The following is a 23,526-nucleotide window of genomic DNA, read 5'->3' as shown; positions in this document are numbered from 1 at the left end:
CTGCGGGTTTATGCCAAGATTCAAGCAACCACGCCGCTTTTGACCTCCATGTTACTCGTGAGTAACATGATGTGTGACACAGTCGTCCGTCTCATGGGTAGGCTTGGCGACACCCGTTGAAAGCATTTGAGGAGCCAAGCGTGAGCCAAAATCGGCAAGTTAGGGACGTGGTCTTTGTTGACGGCGTCCGCACACCCTTCGGACGCGCCGGGGAAAAAGGCATCTATGCCGACATCCGCGCCGACGACCTCGTGGTCAAATGCATCCGCGAGCTGATGCGCCGCAACCCCCAGTTGCCAGCGGAGCGCATTGACGAGGTGGCCATCGCCGCCACCACCCAAACCGGCGACCAGGGCTTGACCATCGGGCGCACGGCGGCACTGCTGGCAGGACTCCCCCAGTCGGTGCCCGGCTTCGCCATCGACCGGATGTGCGCCGGCGCCATGACGGCCGTGACCACCACGGCGTCGGGCATTGGCTTTGGCGCGTACGACGTCGTCATTGCCGGCGGCGTGGAGCACATGGGCCACCACCCCATGGGATCCGGCGCCGACCCCAACCCGCGCTTCATGTCCGAACGCCTGGTGGACCCCGCCGCCTTGAACATGGGCAACACGGCCGAAAACCTGCACGACCGCTTCCCTGCCATCACCAAGGAGCGCACCGACGCTTACGCCGTGGCCAGCCAGGACAAGCTTGCAGCCGCCTACAACAAGGGCCAGATCCAGCCGGACTTGGTCCCCGTTGCCACGCTCAAGCCCGGCCAAGGCTGGAACGTCAACACGCTCGACGAGCCGCCGCGCCCCGGCACCAGCCTGGCCGACCTGGCCGCGCTGCGCACCCCCTTCCGCGCCCACGGCCGGGTCACGGCGGGCAACTCCGCCGGCTTGAACGACGGCGCCACCGTGGCACTTTTGGCTTCTGCCGACGCTGCCGCCGAGCTGGGGCTGCCAGTGAAGATGCGCCTCGTCAGCTATGCCTTTGCCGGCGTGGCACCGGAAGTCATGGGCATCGGTCCGGTCCCTGCCACGGAAAAGGCACTCAAGAACGCCGGCCTTGCCATCGAGGACATTGGCCTGTTTGAAATCAACGAGGCGTTTGCCGTCCAGGTGCTCAGCTTCCTTGACCACTTCAACATGGCCGACGACGACCCCCGCGTCAACCGCTATGGCGGCGCCATCGCCGTGGGCCACCCGCTGGCTTCCTCCGGCGTCCGGCTCATGAACCAGCTGGCCCGCCAATTCGCTGAAGACACCTCAGTGCAATACGGCATGACCACCATGTGCGTGGGGCTGGGCATGGGCGGCACCATCATCTGGGAGAACCCGCACTTCGTCCCCAGCGGCTCCCCCGCCTCGCAAGCTCGGCCGGGGACCCCTGCCGCCGTGGCCCCTGACTCGGCCGCCTCGATCACAGCCACCCCAACCACGGAATGGGACGCCTCATGAGCGCCCAGGACTTCAACAAGCTTGCAGCACTGTTCCCCGACGAAGTGGTGACACACCCGTACGTTCAGGACGTGGCCCTGCCCGGTGTCGACGGCGCCACAAGCGCGGGCACCCTCGCCTTGATCACGCTCGACAACGGCCTTGACCACCGCCGCCCCACCACCTTGGGGCCCAACACCCTGGTGGAATTCGGCACCGTGCTTGAAGCCCAGCGCGAGCGGGCATCCCGCGGCGAGATTGCCGCCGTCGCCGTCACCGGCAAGCCCTTCTTCTTGGCCGCCGGGGCCGACCTTTCCGCCGTGAAGGGCGTCAGGGACCGGGAAGCAGGGCTGTGGATGGCGCAGCTGGGCCACGACGTCTACTCCACCCTGAACGACCTCGGCGTGCCCAGCTTTGTCTTCATCAACGGAGTGGCACTGGGCGGCGGGCTGGAAATCGCGCTCAACGCCAACTACCGGACCGTCTCCACCGGTGCCGGCGCCTTGGCGCTTCCCGAGGCGTTCCTGGGCCTTGTTCCCGGATGGGGCGGCGTGTACCTGCTCCCCCGTCTGATCGGCCCGGACAACGCCGTGAAGGTGATGATCGAAAACCCGCTCTCCAACAACCGCACGCTCAGCGGGGCAGCCGCGTACAAGCTCGGCATGGCCGATGCCCTGTTTGAGCCGGCCGATTTCCTGGAACAGTCCGTTTCCTGGGCAGCCCGCGTCCTGGCCGGAGCGGAAACCCCTGCCCGGCCCAATGCCGTGGCCGAACCGCTCAGCGAAGAAAACAGCGCCGCCTGGGATGCCGCCGTGGTGCGTGCCAAGAAATTTGTGGAAGTCAAAACCTCCAACGCGGCCCCGGCCCCGGCGCGGGTCATTGAGCTGCTGGAAAAGGGCAAGCACTTCAGCAAGGCAGAGTCTTTTGCCGCCGAGGAAGAGGCGCTGGCGGACCTCATGCAAACCCCGCAGTTCCGCGATACCGTCTATGCCTTCCTCGACCTGGTGCAGAAGCGCGCCAAGCGCCCTGCCGGAGCGCCGGACCCCAAGCTCGCACGGCCAGTGACCAAAGTTGGTGTGGTGGGGGCCGGGCTCATGGCCGGGCAGTTTGCGCTGCTGTTTGCGCGCCAGCTCAAGGTGCCGGTGGTCATGTCGGACATTGACCAGGAGCGCGTGGACAAGGGCGTGGCCCACGTGCACGCCGAAGTGGACAAGCTCCTCGCCAAGGGGCGGGTCAGCCAGGACGCCGCGAATCGGACCAAGGCGCTCGTGACGGGATCCGTGTCCAAGGAGGCGTTTGCCGACGCCGACTTTGTCATCGAGGCCGTCTTTGAGGAGCTCGGCGTCAAGAAGGCAGTGTTTGCCGAGGTCGAAGCCATTGTTTCGCCCGAGTGCATTCTGGCCACCAACACCTCGTCGCTGTCCGTGACGGCCATGGCCGAAGACCTGGCACATCCCGAGCGCGTGGTGGGCTTCCACTTCTTCAACCCCGTGGCCCTCATGCCGCTGCTGGAGATTGTGCGGGCCCCCAAGACCGACGACGCCGTGCTGGCCACCGCGTTCGCCACCGCCAAGGCGCTGCGCAAGAGCGCCGTGTTGGTCAAGGACGCAGCCGCGTTTGTGGTCAACCGGGTGCTGTTGCGGCTCATGGCTGAGGTGTCCAAGGCCTTCGACGAGGGCACCGACGCCGCCGTGGCGGATAACGCCCTGCGTCCCATGGGCCTGCCCATGACGCCCTTCAACCTGCTGGCCATGGTGGGCATCCCCGTGGCACAGCACGTGACGGAGTCGCTCCACGCAGCATTTGGCGACCGCTTCCACGTCTCGAGCAACCAGCAGGCGCTCATCGACGCCGGGCTCAAGGGACTGTGGGAAACCGCCGAGGACGGCACCCAGCAGATTCCGGAAAGCACGCTGGCGCTGCTCAGCTTTGGCAACTCGCCCTCCACTGCCGAGCAACTCCTGCACACCACCCAGGACGCACTGGCCGAGGAGATCGGACTCATGCTGGACGAAGGCGTGGTGGCAGGACCGGAGGACATTGACCTGTGCATGATCCTGGGCGCCGGCTGGCCCATGCACCTGGGCGGGATCACTCCCTATCTTGACCGCGTGGGAGCCTCCGAACGGGTCAACGGGAAGCCCTTCCACCCGGCAAGCTAGGGTCGGGCCGCCGTCGTGCACGGTTTGGCGTTCACACAGCTGAAGCTGAGAGAATGCAGGCATGACTGTTGAACCTTTCCTGACCCGTCGCACGGCCCTGCGCGTCACCACCACTGCCTCGGGCGCTGCCTGCGCCCTGGCCCTGGCGGGCTGTGCCCCCTCGGCCACCAAGACGCCCGGCAAGGGTGCCGCCCCGGAAGAGATTCCGGCGGCCGGCACCCCCTACCAGGTGGGCAAGGTGTCCGAACTGCCCGTGGGCAGCACGGCGGGCGGGACCGCCAACGGGATTGAGGTGATGCTGTTCCGTCCCGATGAAACCACCGTGCTGGCCTATAGCGACATTTGCACCCATGCCGGTTGCAAGGTGGCCCCCGACGGCGTGGACTTCAAATGCCCCTGCCACGGATCGGTGTTCAAGGGCAGCGACGGAACCGTGCAGACGGGCCCGGCGAAGCTGCCGCTGCCGCGCTACGCCGCCGCCATCGCTGGTGAGTGGATCACCGTCAGTGTCTGAGCCGGCAGTCTCAGAACGGGAAGTCTCCGAGCCGGCAGCGTCTGGACAGGCAGCATCTGGACAGGCAGCGGGATCGGCACGACTCTTGCAGGGGGCGGTCCGGATCCGTCCTGTTGCCATGGCGGACGCCGCACCCCTCGCTCAGGCGTATGCCCGCAACCGAAGCTATTTGCAGCCTTGGGAACCTGTGCGTCCCGACTCGTTTTTCACGGCCGACGGCCAGCAGCCGCTCCTGGCCGCTGCCATCGCGGAAGCTGCTTCCGGGCGCAGCTTCCACTGGCTGATGGTGGAGGACGGAGACATCGCCGGACGCATCTCGCTCAACGACGTGGTCCGGGGCGCATTCCGCAATGCCCATGTGGGCTACTGGGTGGCCGCCGACCGGCAGGGAAAAGGCCTGGCCACCGCCGCCCTGAACATGGTGGCCGAACTTGCCCGCGACACGCTGGGCCTGCACCGCCTCCAGGCTGGGACCCTGACGTCCAATCTCGGCTCACAGGCGGTGCTCTCGCGGAACGGCTTCACTCCCATCGGCCTGGCCGAGAAGTACCTGCGCATCAACGGCGAATGGCAGGACCACCTGTTGTTTCAGCGCATCCTGGACTCCGGGCACACGCCTGCGCCGTAGCCTCGGCCATCGCCGCCAGAACCGCCACGTGCTGGAACCAGCGCCCGCTAGAGCTGCCACAGCCTAGAACAAGGCCACGCGCGGCTCTTTCGGGAAAATCGTTTCCAAGGCGGCGAGGTCCTCCGCTGTGGGATGCCACGAAGCGGCGCGGGCGTTTTCACGCACCTGTTCCGGCTTGGTGGCACCGGCAATTACGCTGGCAACGGACGGCTGGGCCGCCAGCCAGGAGAAGGCCACCTGCACTTCGCTGAGTCCGCGTTCGGCGGCAAAGTCGCCAAACGCCTGCAGCTGTGCCCGGTCGGCATCCTCCACCAGGTGTTGGCGGGTGTGGCTGAGCCGGCTGCCCGCAGGAGCCTTGCCGGCACTGTACTTGCCGGTGAGCAGTCCGTTGGCGAGAGGGTAATACGGGAAGACGCCCAGGCCAAACGCCTCCGCGGCCGGAACCACTTCAAGTTCGGCGCGACGGTCCATCAAGTTGTAGTGGTTTTGGCTGGCCGTGAAGCGGTGGCCGCCCGAGGCCCTGGCGGTGAACTCCGCTTCGGCAATCTGCCAACCGGCCATGTTGGAGTGGCCCAGGTACAGAACCTTGCCCTGCTTCACCAAGTCGTCCAGGGCGTCCAGAGTCTCACTGATGGGCGTCAGCGGATCCGGGGAATGGTAGTAGTACAGATCGATGTAGTCCGTGTTTAACCGGCGCAACGATGCTTCCACCGACTGCATGATGTATTTGCGCGAACCGCGCCTGCCCCAGTCAACGCCGTTTGCCCCCGAAGCGTCGAGGCCAAACTTCGTGGCCACGACAGCGTTTTCGCGTTCCTTGCCCAACGCCTTCCCCAGCATGGTTTCTCCCTGGCCGGCGTAGGACCCGTACATGTCGGCCATGTCGAAAAGGGTGATGCCGGCATCCAGCGCGGCATGCACCACCACATCGCTTCCCTCTTGCGTCTCGGTGACGGCTCCTATGCGGCCCAGGTTGTTGCACCCGAGCCCCACTGTTGAAACGGTCAATCCCGAACGGCCCACTTGGCGGTATTCAATGCTGTTTTCAGTCATGCCTCCACCCTAGCGAATCAACGGTTCCGTTTCAGAACATGGTGCTGGCAGCTCAGGAACGGTATTCGGGGTTTTCGAAGTCGAAGCGCGCTCCGGCATCCCATTCGCGGCGCTGGTTGCCGTGTGCAGGGAACCCGCCGATCGACGTCAGGGTGTGTGCCATGTGCATCAGGTTCCAGGCCATGAAGGTGGTGTTGCGATTCGTGAATTCGTTGCCCAACCCCGCCCGCGAGCCATCGTCCTGCTTGTCTCCGTAGCTCGGTCCTGGACCTGCTTCGCCGATCCAACCAGCATCGGACTGTGGTGGAATCGAGTAGCCGATGTGCTGCAGGCTGTAGAGCACGTTGGATGCGCAGTGTTTGATGCCATCCTCGTTTCCGGTGATCAGACAGCCACCAACGCGGCCATAGTAAAGCCACTGGCCGCGGTCGTTGAGCTCCCCGGAGTAGGCATACAGCCGCTCGATGACTTTCTTGGTCTCACTGCTGTTGTCTCCCAGCCAGATCGGACCGGCGATGACGAGAATATCGGCGGAAAGAACGCGCGGGAACAACTCCGGCCAGGCGTCCACCTCCCAGCCGTGCTCGCGCATATCGGGATACACTCCGGACGCAATCGAATGGTCCACCGAACGAAACGTATCAATGCACACACCTTGCTTCGCCATGATGGCGGCACTGGTGTCGACCAGCAGTTGCGTGTGGCTGGTGGCCGGTGAGCGGGTGAGTGTTGTATTGATGAACATTGCGCTCAAGTCGGAGTAGTCAAGATCGTTCGCAGGCATGTCAGATGCTCCCAGGGGATCGCAGGGTGGTGTGAACCTCGATTTGTCCTTCGAGGGTGAGGTGTACCGGGCACCGGTCGGCGATGCGCACCAGTGCATCGCGTTGATCGTCGCTGAGGTCTTCAGGCAGCTCAAGCGTGCGGTGGAGCCTGTCGATGCGACCATTGCTGTGCTCGCACTCCCGGCAGTCGCTGGCATGGATCCGGTCGTGCTGGACGTGGGCGTCTAGCTCGCCGATCTGCCACCCCTTGCGGTCCGCATACACCCGCATGGTCATGGCGGTGCAAGATGCCAACGCCATCGCCAAGTAGTCGTAGGGCGTCGGACCGGTTTCGGTTCCACCGGATTCGGAAGGCTCGTCGGCGGCGAGGACGAAGCCCCGCGATTCCAAGCGGGTCACGAACCCGCCGCCGTTGCGGGCGGTGGCACCGGCGACGTTGTAGCCTTCCCCTCCCGCACCCGAGACTCCACCGCCCAGGATTTCTGCGCCCGGAATTCCCTCGGGTGTGACGGGAAGGTAGCGCTCTGCCCACGCGGCGATCACGGTGGCCGTATAGTGGGCGTCCGCTTCCTTCGTGAGCAGGTGGTCGGCGTCGTCGAGGGACACAAAACTCTTGGGGTGGCGGGCCGCGCGGTAGAGCAGCTCGGCGTTTTCAATGCCGACGAGAGCGTCCAACGGTGCGTGCAGGATCATCGTGGCACCGTCGAACTCGGCGATGCGGTCGCGGGGATTGCCTTGTTCGAGATCGTCCAGGAAGGACCTGCCGACGGTGAAGGTCCTTCCGCCGATGGTGACGGGGGCGGATCCAACGCGGCGAACTGCGTCCAGGTCGCCGTCAAGGAGGCCGAGCACGTGCGCGGTGTCCGCCGGCGCGCCGATGGTCGCCACAGCGCGGACACTGGGCAGGTCGGGCGCGGCGCTGATCACCGCCGCACCGCCCAAGGAGTGCCCCACCAGCAGTGCCGGTGCTGCCACCGTTTCGGATAGGTAGCGGGCGGCCGCACGGAGATCGGCCACATCGGCGGAGAAGGAGGAATCAGCGAAGTCGCCTCCACTGCGACCGAGGCCGGCGAAGTCGAACGACAGCACCGCATATCCCTGCTCCGCGAGTGCTTGGGTCAGTTGGCGTTCCACCCGAAGGTCCTTGGAGCAGGTGAAGCAGTGTGCAAAGAGGGCGGATCCGCGAATCGGCCCATCAGGGCGTTCCAAGCGAGCCGAAAGCTGGTGCCCGCGGTCGCCGGTGAACGTGCAGGTATTGGACGTCGACATGGATGGTGCCTCCCTTGGCTTGCGCCCCTCGGGAGAGCAACACAAAATGACAGTCGCGGCAGCCCAGCCGATGGGGTCCGTGGCTGGAGTGCCCGAGCTTACCTTGCAGGAAGCCAGCACACAATGGAAGTCAACCACAGGCAACCCCATGGAACCCAGGCTCGGAGATTGCTGTCGATGGAGGTGTTCCCCTTTTCCCGACGGGACGCAGGACACAGGAGCTGCTCCTTCCTTATGGCAGCTGATATTTTGGGCATCAGCATGGAAGGGCAACTTCCGGCCGGCTTGCTCGGACCGACAGCAACAACGCTGAACCTCCTCGCCTGCCTGGCCCCACATGACTCCGGCCCTGTCCTCGTCGACCGGCATGGGCCCGACCGGACGTGCTAACGATGCGGCTCGGGAAGCCGCAGGTGCCGCTTGGATCCATGTGTCCGGTGTGGTCCCCACACACGGTCATCCCGACCACACGGCAGCCCTTGCCGGTGCGCGTGCGTTGCGATCCGCAGCCAGCCACAGACGCGCGAGAACGGTGCATCCATCCACCGTTCTCGCCGAAAAAGGGGCCAGCTTGCGAGATGAAGGCAACGACGGAACGCCGTTCTCGCAGGATGGCCCCTTCCCCGTGAACCGTGATCGGCGGCTACAAGCTAAAAGCGGTGCCGCCGTTCAGGCTGTGCTTGGCGCGCAACGCGGACGGGTCGTCGATGGGACCGGTGGCCACTGTCAGCTTCGTGAAGTCGAGCTTCTCCTCGCGGATGCAGACCTTGATGTTCGCCACCGCACGTGCGGCATCCGGTGCAACGACGTAGACGTTCAGCTTGCCCAGGCCGTGCCCGGCGGAGGTGAACTCGAGCTTTTCCAGCACGCCGCTCCCGCGCCAGGCCAGGTGCGGGGTCAGCGCGTCCTTCACGCGCTGGGCGAGGTGCTTGTCGCGGTCGCTGACACGATCGCTCTTCAGCGCAAACTGGGCCACCACCAGCGTCTGTTCTTCCCGTTTCAGCACGGCATAGCCGTCCTCGCCGCACTGTTCGGCAAACGCCGCAAGCATCCCTTCGGCCTCTTCCACAGACTTGACGGCAGCGTCCTTTGAGGTGCTGATGTGTCCCACCGTGCCGTGGTTGACCACGAAGAACACCTCCGCAGCTGCTCCAGCGGATGCGCCGCTGCCATTGCCGGCCCCGTCCGTCTCCTCGGCTCCCCCGGCGTCAACCCACGCTTCGCGGAAGACCAGCGTGCCGTCGTCGTTCTTCTTGTACATGCGCACAATGTTCGGGTCCAGGCCGTCCAAGACGGTCTGATTGATTTGTTCGGAGCTGCTCACGGCAGGGTCCTTCCTAGGGTGAACCAGGCCGCTGCGCGACCGTCGAATGGTGGGAGGGCGGCGGCGACCGCCTCGGTGAGGGCGTCACAGGCCGCTCCCATGCGGGCCACCAGCGCGTCGGGGTAGGACATCTGCCGTCCGTGCTCGGAAAACTCGTCGCGGTCGTCCACGAACAGCCCCTCGGATTTGCTGCGGACCACATCCAGGTCCATGTCTATCATGTGGAACTCCACGACCCCGGGACGAATGCGCCGCCATTGCAGCTCGATGGCCAGGTCGATGTAAAGTTCGACGCCGTGCGGGTGCGCGTTGTCGAAGAACGTCGCCACCCAGTCCCCCGCGTGCGGGATCAGGAAGATGGCATCGGATTCGGTGTACGAGGCGGCGCCGGGGCGGGAAATGAACTCGTGCGTGCCCTGGAAAACCCAGTGCCCGTGCTCGTCCGAGCCCAAATAACGTCCGGGCACCACCCAATGGGCCGTGCCGTCGTACTTGCGGTTGCGGGCCACAATGAGGTCTCCGGGCACGGGGAGATCACCCGGCACAGGAACATTCATAACAGCCGGGAGCAGTTCGGGATGGGCCGTCACAGGATTGGCATCTGCCCTGTGCGGGGGGCGGGGTGGCCGGGCAGCGGGCGGGCAAAGGGCACCCTGGTGCCAATGACCTGCTCCACGGTGTCCTGGGCCACGCGCTGGGCGGTCAGGCCCACTCGTTCCATGACCTCGGCACGGGTGCCGTGGCTCAGGAACTCAACCGGCAAGCCCACTTCGTTCAGCGCCGTGTCAATGCCTGCCGCACGCAATTCCTGACGGATGCGCGCGCCGACCCCGCCGGTTCGCACGCCGTCCTCGACGACAATCACAATGCGGTGCTGGGAGGCCAGCTGCACGATGGAGCGCGGCACGGGCATCACCCAGCGCGGGTCGACAACTGTGGACGAGATCCCCTGGGCACCGATGCGCCGGGCCACGTCGAGGGACATCTCGCTCATGGCGCCGACACTGACGATCAAGACATCCGTTTGGGGCTCAACACCGTCCTCGGGCATGTCGTGCTCGTTGCGCGCCAGAACGTCGACGCCGTCGTACAAGCGCTCAATGGCCACCACCTCGGGACCGACCTTGCCCTTGGAGTAGCGAACCACGCTGGGGGCATCGGAAATGGCCACGGCTTCGCGCAGTTCCTCGCGCAGCCGCACCTCGTCGCGCGGGGCTGCCAAGTGCAGGCCAGGAACAATCTGCAGCATGGCCAAGTCCCACATGCCGTGGTGGCTGGGGCCGTCCGGGCCCGTGACACCGGCCCTGTCGAGAACAATCGTGACCCCGGCCTTGTGGAGGGCAATGTCCATCAGCAGCTGGTCGAAGCCGCGATTGAGGAACGTGGCATACATGGCCACGACAGGGTGCAGGCCGCCAAAGGCCATGCCTGCCGCCATCGTCAAGGCGTGCTGCTCTGCAATGCCGACATCCACCACGCGGTCGGGGAACTCCATGGCAAAGGCCGTCAAGCCAAGAGGCTGCAACATGGCCCCCGTGACGGCTACAATGTCTTCGCGTTCTTCGGCGATCTTGGTGATTTCCTCGCCGAAGACCGACGTCCAGGACTTGCCACCCGCTGCTTCCACCGAGACACCTGTCTCGGGGTTGATGACGCCCACGGCATGGAATTGGTCATTGATGTCTGCCCGTGCCGGGGCATAGCCGCGGCCTTTTTCGGTGTAGGCGTGGACAATGACGGGTCCGCCGTAATTCTTGGCAGCCGTCAGCGCAGCTTCCATGGCCTTTTCGTCGTGGCCGTCCACGGGCCCCAAGTACTTCATCCCCAAATCGTCAAAGAGCCCCTGCGGGGCCCACCAATCCTTCATGCCCGTCTTGGCGGCATGCAGGCTCTTGTACACGAAGCGGCCCGCAACGCTGCCGTCCTGCAAGCGCTTCTTGCCCCACGTCATGGACGCTTCATAGCTTTTTCGCGTCCGGACGTGGTCGATGGCCGGGCGTAGGGACGCCAAGTACTCAGCCACGCCACCCACCGTGGGGGCGTAGGAGCGGCCGTTGTCGTTGACAACAATGACCACGCGTCTGTCCTTGTCGGCGGCAATATTGTTGATGGCTTCCCACGTCATGCCACCCGTCAGGGCTCCGTCGCCAACAACGGCCACCACGTAGCGGTCGCCTTCGCCTGTCAGCTTCCGGGCGCGGGAAATCCCGTCGGCCCAGGACAGCGAGGAGGACGCGTGCGAGCTTTCCACGATGTCGTGCTCTGATTCGCCGCGGTCCGGGTACCCGGAGAGCCCGCCGGTTTGGCGCAAGGTGGAGAAGTCCTGCCGGCCCGTTACCAATTTGTGCACATAGGACTGGTGCCCGGTGTCAAAGACAATGCTGTCCCGCGGGGAGTCAAAGACCCTGTGGATGGCAAGCGTCAGTTCCACGACACCCAGGTTGGGCCCCAAGTGCCCGCCCGTCTGGGACACGTTTGCAATGAGGAAGTCGCGGATTTCCTGGGCCAGCGACTCCATTTGGGTATCACTGAGCCTGCTCAGGTCACGCGGATCCGTGATGGTTTCTAAAAGTCCCATGGCATACCTCCCGGGTGCACAGTCAAGGTCTAAGACTATCGCGATCGTTAATGTACCGGGGCGGGCACCCGGTTTCCCGGATGCCCGCCCCTTGCTCACTGCAACCTTGTCCCGCCACTTGCGCAAAGCGGTGGGCCCACACGCCCGAGGGCCCCGGGCTCAAGTCGCGCCAGCGACATGAGCCCGGGAGGGCGTGGATGGGCCCACGCCTGCCAGGTACCCGCAAATCGCGTCAGCGATTTACGGGCCGGCGGGTGGGGATTAGCTGGCTGCGGAGATCTGGCGCAGCACGTACTGCAGGATGCCGCCGTTGCGGTAGTAGTCGGCTTCGCCGGGGGTGTCGATGCGCAGATCGGCATCGAAGACCACGGTGGTTCCGTCTTCAGCAACAGCCGTGACCAACAGCGTCTTGGGCGTGGTGCCGTTGTTCAGTTCGGTGACGCCTTCCACGGAGAAGGTCTCCGTGCCAGTCAGGCCCAAGGACTCCGCGTTCGCTCCTGCCGGGTACTGCAGCGGGAGAACGCCCATGCCGATGAGGTTGGAGCGGTGGATGCGCTCGTAGCTTTCGGCAACAACAGCCTTGACACCCAGAAGTGCCGTGCCCTTGGCTGCCCAGTCGCGTGAGGAACCTGAACCGTATTCCTTGCCGGCCAGCACGACCAGCGGTGTGCCGGCGTCCTGGTAGTTGATGGAAGCGTCGTAGACGTAGGCCTGCGGGCCGCCGTCCACGGTGAAGTCGCGGGTGAATCCGCCTTCAACATTGTCCAGGAGCTGGTTGCGGATGCGGATGTTCGCGAACGTGCCGCGAATCATGACCTCGTGGTTTCCACGGCGTGAACCGTAGGAGTTGAAGTCCTTGCGCTCCACACCGTTCTCCAACAGGTACGCCCCGGCCGGGGTGTCCGACTTGAACGAGCCTGCAGGGCTGATGTGGTCGGTGGTGACGGAATCGCCCAGTTTGAGCAGCACGCGTGCACCGGCAATGTTTTCCACCGGATCGGCTTCAGCCTTCATGCCGTCAAAGTATGGGGGCTTGCGGACGTAGGTGGACTTGGGATCCCATTCGAACGTGTTGCCCTCGGGGGTTTCCAATGCTTTCCAGCGGTCGTCGCCGTCGAAGATGGTGGCGTAGGAGTTCGTGAACATCTCGCGGTCGATCGAGGCGTCCATGACTTCCTGGACCTCGACCGGGTTCGGCCAGATGTCCTTCAAGAACACGTCGTTGCCGTTTTCGTCCCGGCCCAGCGCATCTGCTTCAAAGTCGAAGTCCATGGTGCCGGCCAGGGCGTACGCGATGACCAGCGGCGGTGAGGCCAGGTAGTTCATCTTCACGTCCGGGTTGATGCGGCCTTCGAAGTTGCGGTTTCCGGAGAGAACCGCGGTGACGGAAAGATCGTTTTCAGCGATGGCTGCAGAGATTTCGGTGTCCAGCGGGCCGGAGTTGCCGATGCAGGTGGCGCAGCCGTAACCGACCGTGAAGAAGCCGAGCTTCTCCAGGTAGGGAACGAGACCCGACTTTTCGTAGTAGTCAGTGACAACCTTCGAGCCGGGGGCAACAGAGGTCTTGACCCACGGCTTGGACGCCAAGCCCTTGTTGACGGCGTTGCGGGCCAGCACGGCTGCAGCGAGCATCACCGAAGGGTTGGAGGTGTTGGTGCACGAGGTGATCGAGGCGATCGAAACAGCGCCGTGGTCCAGCTCGAAGTCAACGCCGGATTCGTTCGTGACGTGGATCGGGGCCGATGAGCGGCCCTCGGCACCGACTGCGGCCGAGGCAACCTGACGCTCCGTGTCGTGCTGGTGGCTTCCCGGGTGGGTGAAGGACGGGGCGTCGGAAGCCGGGAAGGACTCTTCCAAGCACTCGTCGATCGTGTTGCCTTCAGCGAAGTCTCCTTCGGAGACGTAGTTCTTCAGATCCGTGCGGAACTGCTGCTTGGAGTTTGTCAGCTCGATGCGGTCCTGGGGACGCTTGGGCCCTGAGATGGAGGGAACCACCGTGGACAGGTCCAGCTCCAGGTACTCGGAGAAGGTGATCTCCACCGAGGGGTTGTGCCACAGGCCCTGTTCCTTGGCATAGGCCTCAACGAGTGCCACTTGCTCATCGCTGCGCCCGGTCAGGCGCAGGTAGTCCAAAGTGACGTCGTCGATCGGGAACATGGCAGCCGTGGAGCCGAACTCCGGGCTCATGTTGCCGATGGTGGCGCGGTTTGCCAACGGCACGGCGGCAACGCCTTCACCGTAGAACTCAACAAACTTGCCCACCACACCGTGCTTGCGCAGCTGCTCGGTGATGGTCAGCACCACGTCAGTTGCCGTGGCGCCTGCCGGGATGGAGCCCGTCAGCTTGAAGCCGACGACGGGCGGGATCAGCATGGAGACGGGCTGGCCAAGCATGGCTGCCTCTGCCTCGATGCCGCCAACGCCCCAACCCAGCACGCCCAGGCCGTTGACCATGGTGGTGTGCGAGTCGGTGCCGACCAGGGTGTCCGGGTAGGCGCGCAGAACCGGTGCTTCCCCGTTCACGGAGACCTCGCGGGTCATGACGGTGCGGGCCAAGTACTCGATGTTGACCTGGTGCACGATTCCCATGCCCGGGGGGACAACCTTGAAGTCCTCAAATGCGCTCTGGCCCCAGCGCAGGAACTGGTAACGCTCACCGTTGCGCTGGTACTCGATCTCCATGTTGCGCTCGATCGCGCCGGAGTTGCCGAAAACGTCGATCTGCACGGAGTGGTCAATGACCATCTCGGCAGGGGCCAGGGGGTTCACGCGGCTGGGGTCGCCGCCGAGTTCCTTGACGGCTTCACGCATGGTGGCCAAGTCAACGATGCAGGGGACTCCCGTGAAGTCCTGCATGATGACGCGTGCCGGGGTGAACTGAATTTCTGTGTTGGGCTCCGCACTGGGATCCCAAGCTGCCAACGCACGCACGTGGTCGGCCGTAATATTTGCACCGTCCTCGGTGCGAAGCAGGTTCTCCAGCAAAACCTTGAGGCTGAACGGAAGGCTCTTTGCGCCTTCAACCGAGTTCAGTCGGAAAATCTCATATTCGGTCCCGGCTACATTAAGTACGCCCTTGGATCCAAAACTGTCCACATTGGTCATCGATGGACTCCTCTCGCCACTACTTTTATCTTTGTCACGCATGGGACAGGACGCCAGTTAGGCATGCCTTACTCACGCTCGGAAACCGCTCCGCGCCTCTTGAGGTAACGGTAGAGCAGCTCGATCGCCAGGCATCCTGTTGCAGTTACCGCAATCGTAGCCGTCAAAAGACCGCCGCTGGGGATATCGAGTGCGAAGAAATTCCGGGCGAACGGCACGGCCATCACCAGGACCAGCCCGGCCACCATGGCCGCCACGAGCAGCGCCCGCCATCTGTCGAAGGGTCGAGCCAGGGCGCCCAGCACCCAGAGTGCAACCATCAGCACCGTCATGGTCGCCGCCGTCTGGGCCTCGGTCACCATCTGCCCTTCGTCGACCGAGGCGTTCGGGAAAGCGTAGGCGAAGGAATAAACCGCCATGATGCAGGCGGCCACAATGGTTCCGGCCGGTATGGCAAACATGAGCGTTCGCCGGAGGAATCCGGGCTTGTAGCGCCTGTTGTTGGGCAACAGCGCCAGGAAGAAGGCGGGGATGCCGATGGTCATGGAGCTGACAATGGAGAGCTGGCGGGGCAGGAACGGATAACGCCACATCAAGATGCCAATCGTGATGGAAATGATGATTGCGTAGGTGGTTTTTGTCAGGAACAAATTGGCCACGCGCTCCACGTTGGCGATGACGCGTCGCCCCTCGGCCACGACCGAGGGCAGGTGGGAGAACTTGCCGTCCAGCAGTACCAGCCGGGAAACGGCCTTGGTGGCTGCCGCGCCGCTGCCCATGGCGATTCCCATGTCGGCATGCTTGAGCGCCAAGGCGTCGTTGACGCCGTCGCCCGTCATGGCCACCACATGGCCGCGGCTCTGCAAGGCCAGGACGATGGACTTTTTTTGTTCCGGTGTGACCCGCCCCAGCACGCTTTCGTGCTCCAGCACGTCTGCGATGGCTTCCCGGTCTTCGGGCAGTGCCCGGGCGTCGTAGCCGTCGCCGGTGAACTCAAAGCCCACTTCACGGGCCACGATGGCCACAGTGCGGGGGTTGTCGCCGGAGATGATTTTCAGTTCAACGCCCTGTTCGCGGAAGTACGCCAACGTCTCGGCGGCGTCGGGGCGCACCTTTTCACGGAACGTCAACAGTGCCACCGCTTGGAGTTCCCCCTGCCCCGCACTGTCCGTGGCAGGCGCCCTGTGTGCCAGCACCACCGCGCGCAGGCCGCGCCCTGAGGCTTCGAAGGACGCAGCGAGGGCTTCCTGGTGGGATTCGTGCGTCAAGACCAGCTCAGGGGCACCCAGCACCCATTCACCGACCATGGGGCCGTTGCCGAAGGTGACAGCGCTGTACTTTCGGGCGCTGCTGAAGGGGATCTCCGCCGTCGGACGTTCCGCGGGGACGTCGGCATATTCGGCGGCCAGGGCGGCGGAGGTGGCATTGGCGTTGGGATGGTCGCCCTTCCAGGCCAGGACCTGTTCCCACCCGGGCACGGCGTCAAAGACGGTGGTGCCGGCCCATTCCATGCTGCCCTCTGTCAGCGTTCCCGTCTTGTCCAGGCACACCATGTCCACGCGGGCCAGGCCCTCCACGGCGGGCAACTCCTGGACCAGCACCTGGCGTTTGGCAAGGGTCACGGCGGCCATCCCAAAGGAAATGCTTGTCAAGAGCACCAGGCCCTCGGGAATCATGGCCACAATGCTGGCCACGGCACTGACCACCGCTATCCGCCAATCCCCGGAGGCCACGGCCACAGCCCAGCCGCCGTGGGCGCTCATCTGGCCGTTGATGACAAGCACAATGATGGGGATCAGCGCCCAGGCGATGTACAGGATGATTCGGTTGATGGAATTGCGGATCTCAGAATTCACCAGCGAAAAGCGGCGTGCCTCGGCCGTCAACGCCGATGCATAGGCTTCGCTGCCGACCCTGTGCACGCGCGCCGTGCCGTAGCCGTCCACTACGGCAGAGCCGGACAAGGTCATGGCGCCGGCCGTCTTGCTGACGGGGTCGGACTCCCCCGTCAGCAACGACTCGTCAATTTCCAGCGCCTCGGCGGACAGGATGATCGCGTCGGCCGGGATCTGGTCGCCGGTGCGCAGCAGCAGCACGTCGTCCTGGACCACGTCGGCGACCGCAATCTCCTCCTCCCGCCCCTCGCGCAGCACCCGGGCCAGCGGGGCGTGCAGCACGGCCAGCTTGTCGAGCGTGCGCTTGGCCCGGTATTCCTGCACCACCCCGATGGCGGCATTGGCCAGCACGATGAAACCAAACAAGGCGTCGCGGGGGTCCCCCACCACCAGCACCAGGACCAGGCAGCTGCCCAACACCGTGTTGAACAGGGTGAAGACGTTGGCCCGCACAATGGCCCAGACGCTGCGACTGCTCTCGTGGGCCACGGCATTTGTCAGCAGTGCCGTGCGTCGTTCCTGGATTTGCACTGCACTGAGCCCGCTGCGTTCAAGCTGGGCCGCATCGACCGGCGCAAGCTTTTCGCGAGCCTGCTCCATGGCCTGACGGCGGTGCTCGTCTCGCCGTTCGGCCAGGACTGTGCCCTTGGGTTTGTTCCGAGTGAGGTCGCGCCGCGGCGGACGGACCTTTGTAGGAGTCTGGTTCAAGTCCGGTCCTAGTTGCTGGTGGTTGCTTTCACAGCCGGCACCAGCAAGGCCACTGTCTCCACATGGTGGGTGTGCGGGTACAGGTCGAAGGCACGGAGCTTTTCAACGCTCCAGCCGACGTTGGCAAAGTACTTCACGTCGCGCGCAAAAGCTGCGGGGTCGCAAGAGACGTAGGCAATGGCCTCCGGGGCGGTGGCTGCCAGCGCCTGCACCACTGCTTTTCCGGCACCTGCGCGCGGCGGATCAAGCACGACGGCGTCAAACCGGCGCCGCTGTCCGGCTGCGGTCCGCGAGGCGCGGGACTGCGTGCCCAGGATTTTTTCCACCCTGCCCTGCAGGATTTCCACCTGTTCGCTGGCGTGCAGGTTCTTGCGCGCGTCCCGGCTGGTGCCTGCGGAGCCTTCCACCGAGAGCACGCTGCCGTCGGGTCCCACGGCGTCGGCCAGGGGTGCGGTGAAAAGCCCGGCGCCGGCGTACAGATCCGCCACGTCGGCGCCGTCGTTCAGGTAGCCGCCCTGGAGCAGGAAGCCGAGGGCAACGTCGGTGAGGACTGCCGGCGCCTTGCGGTGGATCTGCCAGAAGCCGTCGCCGGAGACGCGGAATTCGTGGTCGTCGGTGGTTTCCCTGACCCAGCCGCGGCCGTTGAGAACTTCAATGGCACTGTTTTCCGGGTTCCAGCGGGCCACCGACGGCGGAGTTTCCAGTGCAGCCAGGGCCCGAGCAACGCGCTTGACTGCGGCACCGGCGGCTTTTTCGCTCAAGTCTGCGGCGGGTGCCAGCAGCACCAGCACGCCAGAGCCGTTGGCGGGGGCCGCCACTTCGACGCGATCAATGCCGGTGAAGTCGAGCTCCCACAGGCGCAGTTCGTTCACGGCGGGCAGGGCCAGCGGCATTTCCTGCACGGGCAGAACGGCGTGGGAGCGGTGCGGGTGCATGCCCAGTTTCCCTGCGGGCGTGACGGCGAAGCCGACGCGCGTGCGCCAGCCCAGGCCTGCCTGCTGGTCCGTGCTGCCATTCGTGTCAACATCCTCAACGCCGTCGCTGAACAACGCGTCGATGGCCGCCGTGCGCAGGCCGCCCAAACGTTCGAGCTGTTCGCGCACCACGGCGGTTTTCAGTTCAAGCTGGCCCTTGCGGGAGATGTGGCCGAATTCGGCGCCCCCGACGGGCGCGCCGTGCCGCACCGCGGCCCTCAGCGCATCGGCTTCGGGCCAAAAGTGGGTGACGCGTTCCGGGGAGCCCGCAAGCACCCGGGTGACGTCCCCGCGCCAAAACTTGGCCTCGTCGTCGTGCTCGGTCAGCGAAATTTCCACGGTCTCACCGGGGATGCCGTGGCGGACGAAGATCACGCGCCCTTCATGCCGGGCAACGCAATGGCCGCCATGGGCCACCGGCCCCACGGTGACGGTGAGGCGGGGGGTGCTGGTGGGCTCGCTCATATGCTCTATTCCTGATATTTCTTCGCGTCGGTGGAGGACTTCAACTGCCAAGGCACGCTGGCCACCACCACGCCGGGTTCAAAATGCAATCGCGTCTTAATGCGCAGGGCCGTCTGGTTGTGCACCAGTTGCTCCCACCATTTGCCCACCACGTATTCCGGGATGTACACCACAATCAAGTCGCGCGGGGCGTCCCGGCGCATGGCCTTGATGTGGTTGATCAGCGGTGTCAGCGTTTCCCGGTAGGGGCTCGCCAACACAGTCAACGGTACCGGGATGGCCAGCCTCTCCCAATCCAGCAGCGTTTGCTCGGTCTCGACAGGATCCAGATCCACCGTGATCGCTTCGAGGGTGGAGGGCCGGGATGCCCGGGCGAAAGCGACGGCGCGGACCACGGGCTTGCGCACGTGTGAGACCAAAATCACCGCGTGGATGCGGGCGGGGAGGGCCTTGAGCGGGGAATCCGTCTCGACGGCGAGTTCCTTGGCGACGTTGTCGTAGTGCGAGCGGATCCCCCACATGATGACAAACAGCACGGCCATGGCCAGCAGCGCAATCCAGGCGCCCTGCTCGAATTTTGTCACCAGCACAATGAGCAGCACCGTCAGCGTCATGCAAAAGCCCAGGGTGTTGATGACACGTGAGCGCATCATGCGGTACCGCACCGGCTTGTCCTTGACCTTGAGCAGTTCCCGGGTCCAGTGCCGCACCATGCCCAGCTGGCTGGCCGTAAAGGAGATGAACACGCCCACAATGTAGAGCTGGATGAGGCGGGTGACGTCCGCGTTGAAGGCGACGATGAGCACCAGGGCGCCGATGGCCAGCAGGATCACTCCGTTGCTGAAGGCGAGCCTGTCACCGCGGGTGCGCAGTTGACGGGGCAGGAAGCCGTCCTTGGCCAGGATGGAGGCCAGCACGGGGAAGCCGTTGAACGCAGTGTTGGAGGCAAACACCAAGATGACGCCGGTGGCGGCCACGATGATGAAGAACGGGATGGAACCGGCGCCGAAGATCGTGGAGGCGATTTGGCTGATGGACGGGTTTTGCACGTAGTCGGCCGGCGGAGCGACGCCGTTGACAAGGAATTCGGTGTGCGGATCGGCCACAATGTGCACGCCGGTGGCATTGGCCAGGAACAGGATGCTTGCCATCATGCCGGCGGCAATGGCGCCGAGCAGCAGCAAGGTGGTGGCCGCGTTCTTGCTCTTGGGCTTGCGGAAGTTCGGCACGCCGTTGCTGATGGCTTCAACGCCCGTCAACGCCGCAGCGCCGGAGGAGAACGCGCGCAGCAGCAGGAATGCCCCGGCCAGGCCCACCAGGCCCTGGTTGAAGGCTGCTTCGGGGATGATCTCAAACTCGGCCGACGGCGCCCTTCCGAGGCTGCCGGTGGCGGCTTGGAAGAGACCGGCGGCCGTCATGGAGAAGATGCAGAACATGAAAATGTAGGTGGGAACGGCAAACACGTTTCCTGCGTCCTTGATGCCGCGCAGGTTCACCAGCGCCAGGATGATGACACCGACGACGGCGATCACGGCTTGTGTGCCGTGCCAGCCGGGAATGGCCGTGGCCAGGTAATTTGCGGCGGAGGACATGGACACTGCCACGGTCAGGACGTAGTCCACCATGAGGGCCGAGGCCACCGTGAGACCGGCGCGCTTGCCGAGGTTGACGGAGGCAATCTCGTAGTCGCCGCCGCCCGACGGGTAGGCGTGCACGTTCTGGCGGTAGGAAGCCACCACCGTCAGCAGGACCACCATGACCGCCAGCCCCACCCAAGGGGACAGCGTCACTGCCGCAGCACCGGCCAACGCCAGGGTGAGCAGAATTTCATCAGGGGCGTAGGCCACCGAAGAGAGCGCGTCGGAGGCAAACACCGGAAGCGCGATGCGTTTGGGCAACAGCGTGTGGGACAACTTGTCGCTTCGGAACGGACGCCCCACCAGGACCCGCTTAAACGCGTTGAAAAAATTCAGCACGCGGGTAACGCTAGCACCAGAAAGACACGCACGGATGGCAATGACTTTGGAAGGAGCCGCGTGACACACTGGTTCTGCTGACCGCGCCACCCTTTTCATTCGGCTTCTCGCGGCTTCTCGCGGCTTCCGGGGGTCCGGGAGGTTCGGGGAAGTTTGACTCGGTACAGCAACGCAGGTTTGGCGGGGCACGGCACTGCCCCATCGGTCTCAACTTGACCGCCGGGGCACCGGCAACGTCAAATTGGACCCGCACCGCATGCCAAAGCATGCGGCACCAGCAGCAGATCCCGGCAGTGATGCCGGGGCTGCCATGACAAGGAGCATCAGTGGCACACTTTGTGATCATGGGTTGCGGTCGCGTGGGAGCAACACTGGCCCACACCTTGGAGGACTCCGGCCACTCGGTGGCCATCATCGACCAGGACGAGCGGGCGTTTAGGCGGCTGCGCACGGGGTTTGGCGGGCACAAAATCACCGGTGTTGGTTTTGACCGGGAAACCCTCAAGCAGGCGGACATTGAAAGTGCCTACGCCTTTGCCGCCGTCTCCAGCGGCGACAACTCCAACATTCTGGCCACCCGCGTGGCCCGCGAGACCTTCCATGTTGAACACGTCGTCGCCAGGATTTACGATCCGGGCCGCGCTGAGATCTACCAGCGCCTGGGCATCCCCACAGTGGCCGCCGTGCGTTGGAGCGCCGACCAGGTGTTGCGCCGCATCCTTCCGGAATCCGCCATCAAGGGCGACTTCCGCGAACCGTCCGGCCGGCTGCTGTTGAGCGAGCTGACACTGCATCCGGAGTGGATTGGCTGGCATATTTTGGACATTGAAAAGGCTTCCGGGGTTCGGGTGGCGTATCTGACGCGTTTTGGCGAAGGCATGCTGCCCGGTCCCGACACGAGCTATCAGCAGGGCGATACAGTGCATGCCATGTTGGTCGGCAAGCAGTCCAGCGAAGTCGCCCACATTCTTTCTGCCGCACCGATCAAGGAGCTTTAACATGCTGGTTGTCATCGTTGGTGCAGGCAGCGTGGGCTGCTCGATTGCCAAGGAGTTGCTCTCCAATGGCCACGAAACCCTGTTGATCGACCCCAAGCCGGAGGTAATTGGCAAGAGCGGCCTGCGCGGGGCACGGTGGCTGGTGGGCGACGCCTGTGAAATCAGCACCCTGCGCGAGGCGAAACTGGAAGAGGCCGACGTCGTCGTTTCCGCCACCGGGGATGACAAGGTCAACCTTGTGGTCTCGCTGCTGGCCAAGTCCGAATTTGGTGTGGGACGCACTGTGGGCCGTGTCAACAACCCCAAGAACGACTGGATGTTTGACGACTCCTGGGGTGTGGACGTTGCGGTCAACACCCCGCGGCTCATGACGGCCTTGGTGGAGGAAGCCGTGGAAATTGGCGACCTGGTGCGCTTGATGACCCTGCAGACAGGAGTGGCTTCGCTCGTTGAATTCACCGTGCCCGCTGATTCGCACGTGATCGGGTTGACTGTTGGCGCCGTCAACTGGCCGCTCGACACCACGCTCGTGGCCATCCTTCGCGACGAAGCCCCCATCACGCCGAGTGCCGACGATGTTGTGGAGGCCGCCGACGAACTGTTCTTCCTCACCACCATCGCTGCAGAAAACGAATTGCGCACGCTGCTTTCCGGCCACGGCGAATAGGGCAATCTCGTCGTTGCCAGTACCAGCGGGCCGCCGTAGCATCGGTAGGAATCGACAGCGGCGCGCCGCCGCCCAACGAAGACGAGGTGTCCCATGTCCCGCTGCACCCTGGCCATTCTGGCAGTCGCAACCCTTGCCCTGACCGGCTGCACGAAGCCCGATTCGCCAACAGATCCGCCGCCGCCGGTCACCGCCACCCAGAGCATGACCGAGGCGGCGCCACAAGCCAGCGATGCCACCCAGCAAAGCTCCGAGCCTGCCGCGCCCGGCGCGACGGCGGACGGTGCGACGGCGGACGGTGCGGCCTCGCTAAGCGCGCTCGTCCAGGCGGGCCGCACGGCACTGAACGCCGTCCCCGACAGCACTGTCACCTCCCTCGACATGGAAGGCAACGGAGAGGGATGGGAGGTTGAAGTGACCGCCGCGGACGGCACCGAACACGAGATGCAGGTTTCCGCAGACGGCGCCAGCGTCTTGTCCGGGCCAACGTCCGAGCACGACGACGCAGTCGACAAGGCCAGGCATGTGAGCCGGATGAAAGCCGCATCCGTGGACTACGAAGCTGCCGCCAACAAGGTGTTGTCCATCGTGCCCAATCGCACTGTCGTTGAACTCGAACTCGACGACGAAAACGGAACTGTCGTGTGGGAGGCCGAAGTGCGCGAGTCTCCCGACGCAAAGTACAGCGTCCTCATCGACGCCGGCAGCGGTGAACTCATCCAGAAGAAGCACACCAACTGACGTTCAACGACCGTCCAAGGCTGCCAGTTCTCCTCATTTTCGGCGTTGCTCGGTCTTGATGGGACCGGTGCTGGAACGTGGCGAATCAATCGTATCTATGTACGCGTATCTATTGCGGTGGTGTAACGGCGGGGGTATTATGGGGGTATGAGTAGTCGGGAGGAGTTCCCCGGGGACCGGGGCTTTGCAGCCACAGCGGATGTGGCTGCACTGCTTGGTGCGATCACTCTTCCTTCCATTGAACCCTTTGGCCCTGA

General features: G+C 64.5%; 17 protein-coding genes and 1 pseudogene. 8 read left to right on the top strand and 10 right to left on the bottom strand.

Annotation, left to right across the window (positions count from 1 at the left end):
• Positions 1-140: 140 nt before the first annotated feature.
• The 4 genes from QMG25_RS15520 (at position 141) to QMG25_RS15505 (ending at position 4,731) form a co-directional block, all read left to right on the top strand.
• Positions 141-1,448: a thiolase family protein gene (locus tag QMG25_RS15520; RefSeq protein ID WP_283461835.1), complete on the top strand. Its 1,308-nt coding sequence runs from the start codon at positions 141-143 to the stop codon at positions 1,446-1,448.
• A complete protein-coding gene (locus QMG25_RS15515; RefSeq protein ID WP_283461833.1) occupies positions 1,445-3,589 on the top strand; it encodes a 3-hydroxyacyl-CoA dehydrogenase NAD-binding domain-containing protein in 2,145 nt (714 codons plus the stop codon). The genes QMG25_RS15520 and QMG25_RS15515 overlap by 4 nt, the downstream gene beginning before the upstream one ends.
• A gap of 61 nt (positions 3,590-3,650) precedes the next feature.
• Positions 3,651-4,103, top strand: a complete 453-nt coding sequence (locus QMG25_RS15510; protein WP_283461830.1) for a Rieske (2Fe-2S) protein — start codon at positions 3,651-3,653, stop codon at positions 4,101-4,103.
• The gene (locus tag QMG25_RS15505; RefSeq protein ID WP_283461828.1) at positions 4,096-4,731 is read left to right on the top strand and encodes a GNAT family N-acetyltransferase; all 636 of its coding nucleotides are present in this window, start codon (positions 4,096-4,098) and stop codon (positions 4,729-4,731) included. Before QMG25_RS15510 ends, QMG25_RS15505 begins: the two co-directional genes overlap by 8 nt.
• Before the next feature lie 63 nt (positions 4,732-4,794).
• On the opposite strand, the gene QMG25_RS15500 is transcribed toward QMG25_RS15505, so the two are convergent.
• From QMG25_RS15500 to QMG25_RS15490, 3 genes are read right to left on the bottom strand one after another with little or no spacing between them, the layout of a single operon-like run.
• Positions 4,795-5,784, bottom strand: a complete 990-nt coding sequence (locus tag QMG25_RS15500; protein WP_283461826.1) for an aldo/keto reductase — start codon at positions 5,782-5,784, stop codon at positions 4,795-4,797.
• 52 nt (positions 5,785-5,836) lie between these two features.
• A complete protein-coding gene (locus QMG25_RS15495) occupies positions 5,837-6,568 on the bottom strand; it encodes a flavodoxin family protein (RefSeq protein WP_283461824.1) in 732 nt (243 codons plus the stop codon).
• A 1-nt stretch (position 6,569) separates the two neighbouring features.
• Positions 6,570-7,838 carry a bifunctional alpha/beta hydrolase/OsmC family protein gene (locus QMG25_RS15490; protein WP_283461822.1) on the bottom strand — a complete coding sequence of 423 codons (1,269 nt, stop codon included), beginning with the start codon at positions 7,836-7,838 and terminating at the stop codon, positions 6,570-6,572.
• Between the two features lie 337 nt (positions 7,839-8,175).
• On the opposite strand from QMG25_RS15490, the pseudogene QMG25_RS20620 reads away from it, so the two are divergent.
• Positions 8,176-8,427, top strand: a pseudogene (locus QMG25_RS20620) (MBL fold metallo-hydrolase); the annotation flags it as partial.
• Between the two features lie 54 nt (positions 8,428-8,481).
• On the opposite strand, the gene QMG25_RS15485 reads toward QMG25_RS20620, so the two are convergent.
• The 7 genes from QMG25_RS15485 to QMG25_RS15455 form a co-directional block, all read right to left on the bottom strand.
• Positions 8,482-9,162: a hypothetical protein gene (locus QMG25_RS15485; RefSeq protein ID WP_283461819.1), complete on the bottom strand. Its 681-nt coding sequence runs from the start codon at positions 9,160-9,162 to the stop codon at positions 8,482-8,484.
• On the bottom strand, positions 9,159-9,719 hold the full coding sequence (locus tag QMG25_RS15480; RefSeq protein WP_283461816.1) for a DUF402 domain-containing protein: 561 nt from the start codon (positions 9,717-9,719) through the stop codon (positions 9,159-9,161). The genes QMG25_RS15485 and QMG25_RS15480 overlap by 4 nt, the downstream gene beginning before the upstream one ends.
• 29 nt (positions 9,720-9,748) lie before the next feature.
• Entirely contained in the window at positions 9,749-11,740 is a 1,992-nt protein-coding gene (gene dxs, locus QMG25_RS15475) for a 1-deoxy-D-xylulose-5-phosphate synthase (RefSeq protein WP_283461814.1), read from the bottom strand.
• A gap of 261 nt (positions 11,741-12,001) precedes the next feature.
• A complete protein-coding gene (locus QMG25_RS15470) occupies positions 12,002-14,845 on the bottom strand; it encodes an aconitate hydratase (RefSeq protein WP_283461812.1) in 2,844 nt (947 codons plus the stop codon).
• Between the two features lie 68 nt (positions 14,846-14,913).
• Positions 14,914-17,448, bottom strand: coding sequence for an HAD-IC family P-type ATPase (locus QMG25_RS15465; RefSeq protein ID WP_349307149.1), 2,535 nt, complete (start codon positions 17,446-17,448; stop codon positions 14,914-14,916).
• 8 nt (positions 17,449-17,456) lie between these two features.
• Entirely contained in the window at positions 17,457-18,887 is a 1,431-nt protein-coding gene (locus tag QMG25_RS15460) for a class I SAM-dependent RNA methyltransferase (protein WP_283461810.1), read from the bottom strand.
• A gap of 5 nt (positions 18,888-18,892) precedes the next feature.
• Entirely contained in the window at positions 18,893-20,863 is a 1,971-nt protein-coding gene (locus QMG25_RS15455) for an APC family permease (RefSeq protein WP_283461808.1), read from the bottom strand.
• 326 nt (positions 20,864-21,189) lie between these two features.
• Here QMG25_RS15455 and QMG25_RS15450 point away from each other — a divergent pair, with 326 nt between their 5' ends.
• The 3 genes from QMG25_RS15450 (at position 21,190) to QMG25_RS15440 (ending at position 23,269) form a co-directional block, all read left to right on the top strand.
• Positions 21,190-21,861: a potassium channel family protein gene (locus tag QMG25_RS15450; protein ID WP_283461806.1), complete on the top strand. Its 672-nt coding sequence runs from the start codon at positions 21,190-21,192 to the stop codon at positions 21,859-21,861.
• A 1-nt stretch (position 21,862) separates the two neighbouring features.
• The gene (locus QMG25_RS15445; protein ID WP_283461804.1) at positions 21,863-22,528 is read left to right on the top strand and encodes a potassium channel family protein; all 666 of its coding nucleotides are present in this window, start codon (positions 21,863-21,865) and stop codon (positions 22,526-22,528) included.
• Between the two features lie 93 nt (positions 22,529-22,621).
• Positions 22,622-23,269 carry a PepSY domain-containing protein gene (locus tag QMG25_RS15440; RefSeq protein ID WP_283461802.1) on the top strand — a complete coding sequence of 216 codons (648 nt, stop codon included), beginning with the start codon at positions 22,622-22,624 and terminating at the stop codon, positions 23,267-23,269.
• Positions 23,270-23,526 lie beyond the last annotated feature (257 nt).

Source organism: Arthrobacter sp. H35-D1 (assembly GCF_030063185.1).
GTDB lineage: Bacteria > Actinomycetota > Actinomycetes > Actinomycetales > Micrococcaceae > Specibacter.
Note: the sequence above shows the minus strand (reverse complement) of the source record. Positions and strands in the feature narration are given on the sequence as shown.

What these genes read in the sequence shown, in the direction of transcription:
- QMG25_RS15470 (WP_283461812.1), bottom strand. Translation starts at nt 14,845, where the DNA reads ATGACCAATGTGGACAGTTTTGGATCCAAGGGCGTACTTAATGTAGCC.
- QMG25_RS15515 (WP_283461833.1), top strand. Translation starts at nt 1,445, where the DNA reads ATGAGCGCCCAGGACTTCAACAAGCTTGCAGCACTGTTCCCCGACGAA.
- QMG25_RS15445 (WP_283461804.1), top strand. Translation starts at nt 21,863, where the DNA reads ATGCTGGTTGTCATCGTTGGTGCAGGCAGCGTGGGCTGCTCGATTGCC.
- QMG25_RS15440 (WP_283461802.1), top strand. Translation starts at nt 22,622, where the DNA reads ATGTCCCGCTGCACCCTGGCCATTCTGGCAGTCGCAACCCTTGCCCTG.
- QMG25_RS15500 (WP_283461826.1), bottom strand. Translation starts at nt 5,784, where the DNA reads ATGACTGAAAACAGCATTGAATACCGCCAAGTGGGCCGTTCGGGATTG.
- QMG25_RS15510 (WP_283461830.1), top strand. Translation starts at nt 3,651, where the DNA reads ATGACTGTTGAACCTTTCCTGACCCGTCGCACGGCCCTGCGCGTCACC.
- QMG25_RS15480 (WP_283461816.1), bottom strand. Translation starts at nt 9,719, where the DNA reads ATGAATGTTCCTGTGCCGGGTGATCTCCCCGTGCCCGGAGACCTCATT.
- QMG25_RS15460 (WP_283461810.1), bottom strand. Translation starts at nt 18,887, where the DNA reads ATGAGCGAGCCCACCAGCACCCCCCGCCTCACCGTCACCGTGGGGCCG.
- QMG25_RS15495 (WP_283461824.1), bottom strand. Translation starts at nt 6,568, where the DNA reads ATGCCTGCGAACGATCTTGACTACTCCGACTTGAGCGCAATGTTCATC.
- dxs (WP_283461814.1), bottom strand. Translation starts at nt 11,740, where the DNA reads ATGGGACTTTTAGAAACCATCACGGATCCGCGTGACCTGAGCAGGCTC.
- QMG25_RS15490 (WP_283461822.1), bottom strand. Translation starts at nt 7,838, where the DNA reads ATGTCGACGTCCAATACCTGCACGTTCACCGGCGACCGCGGGCACCAG.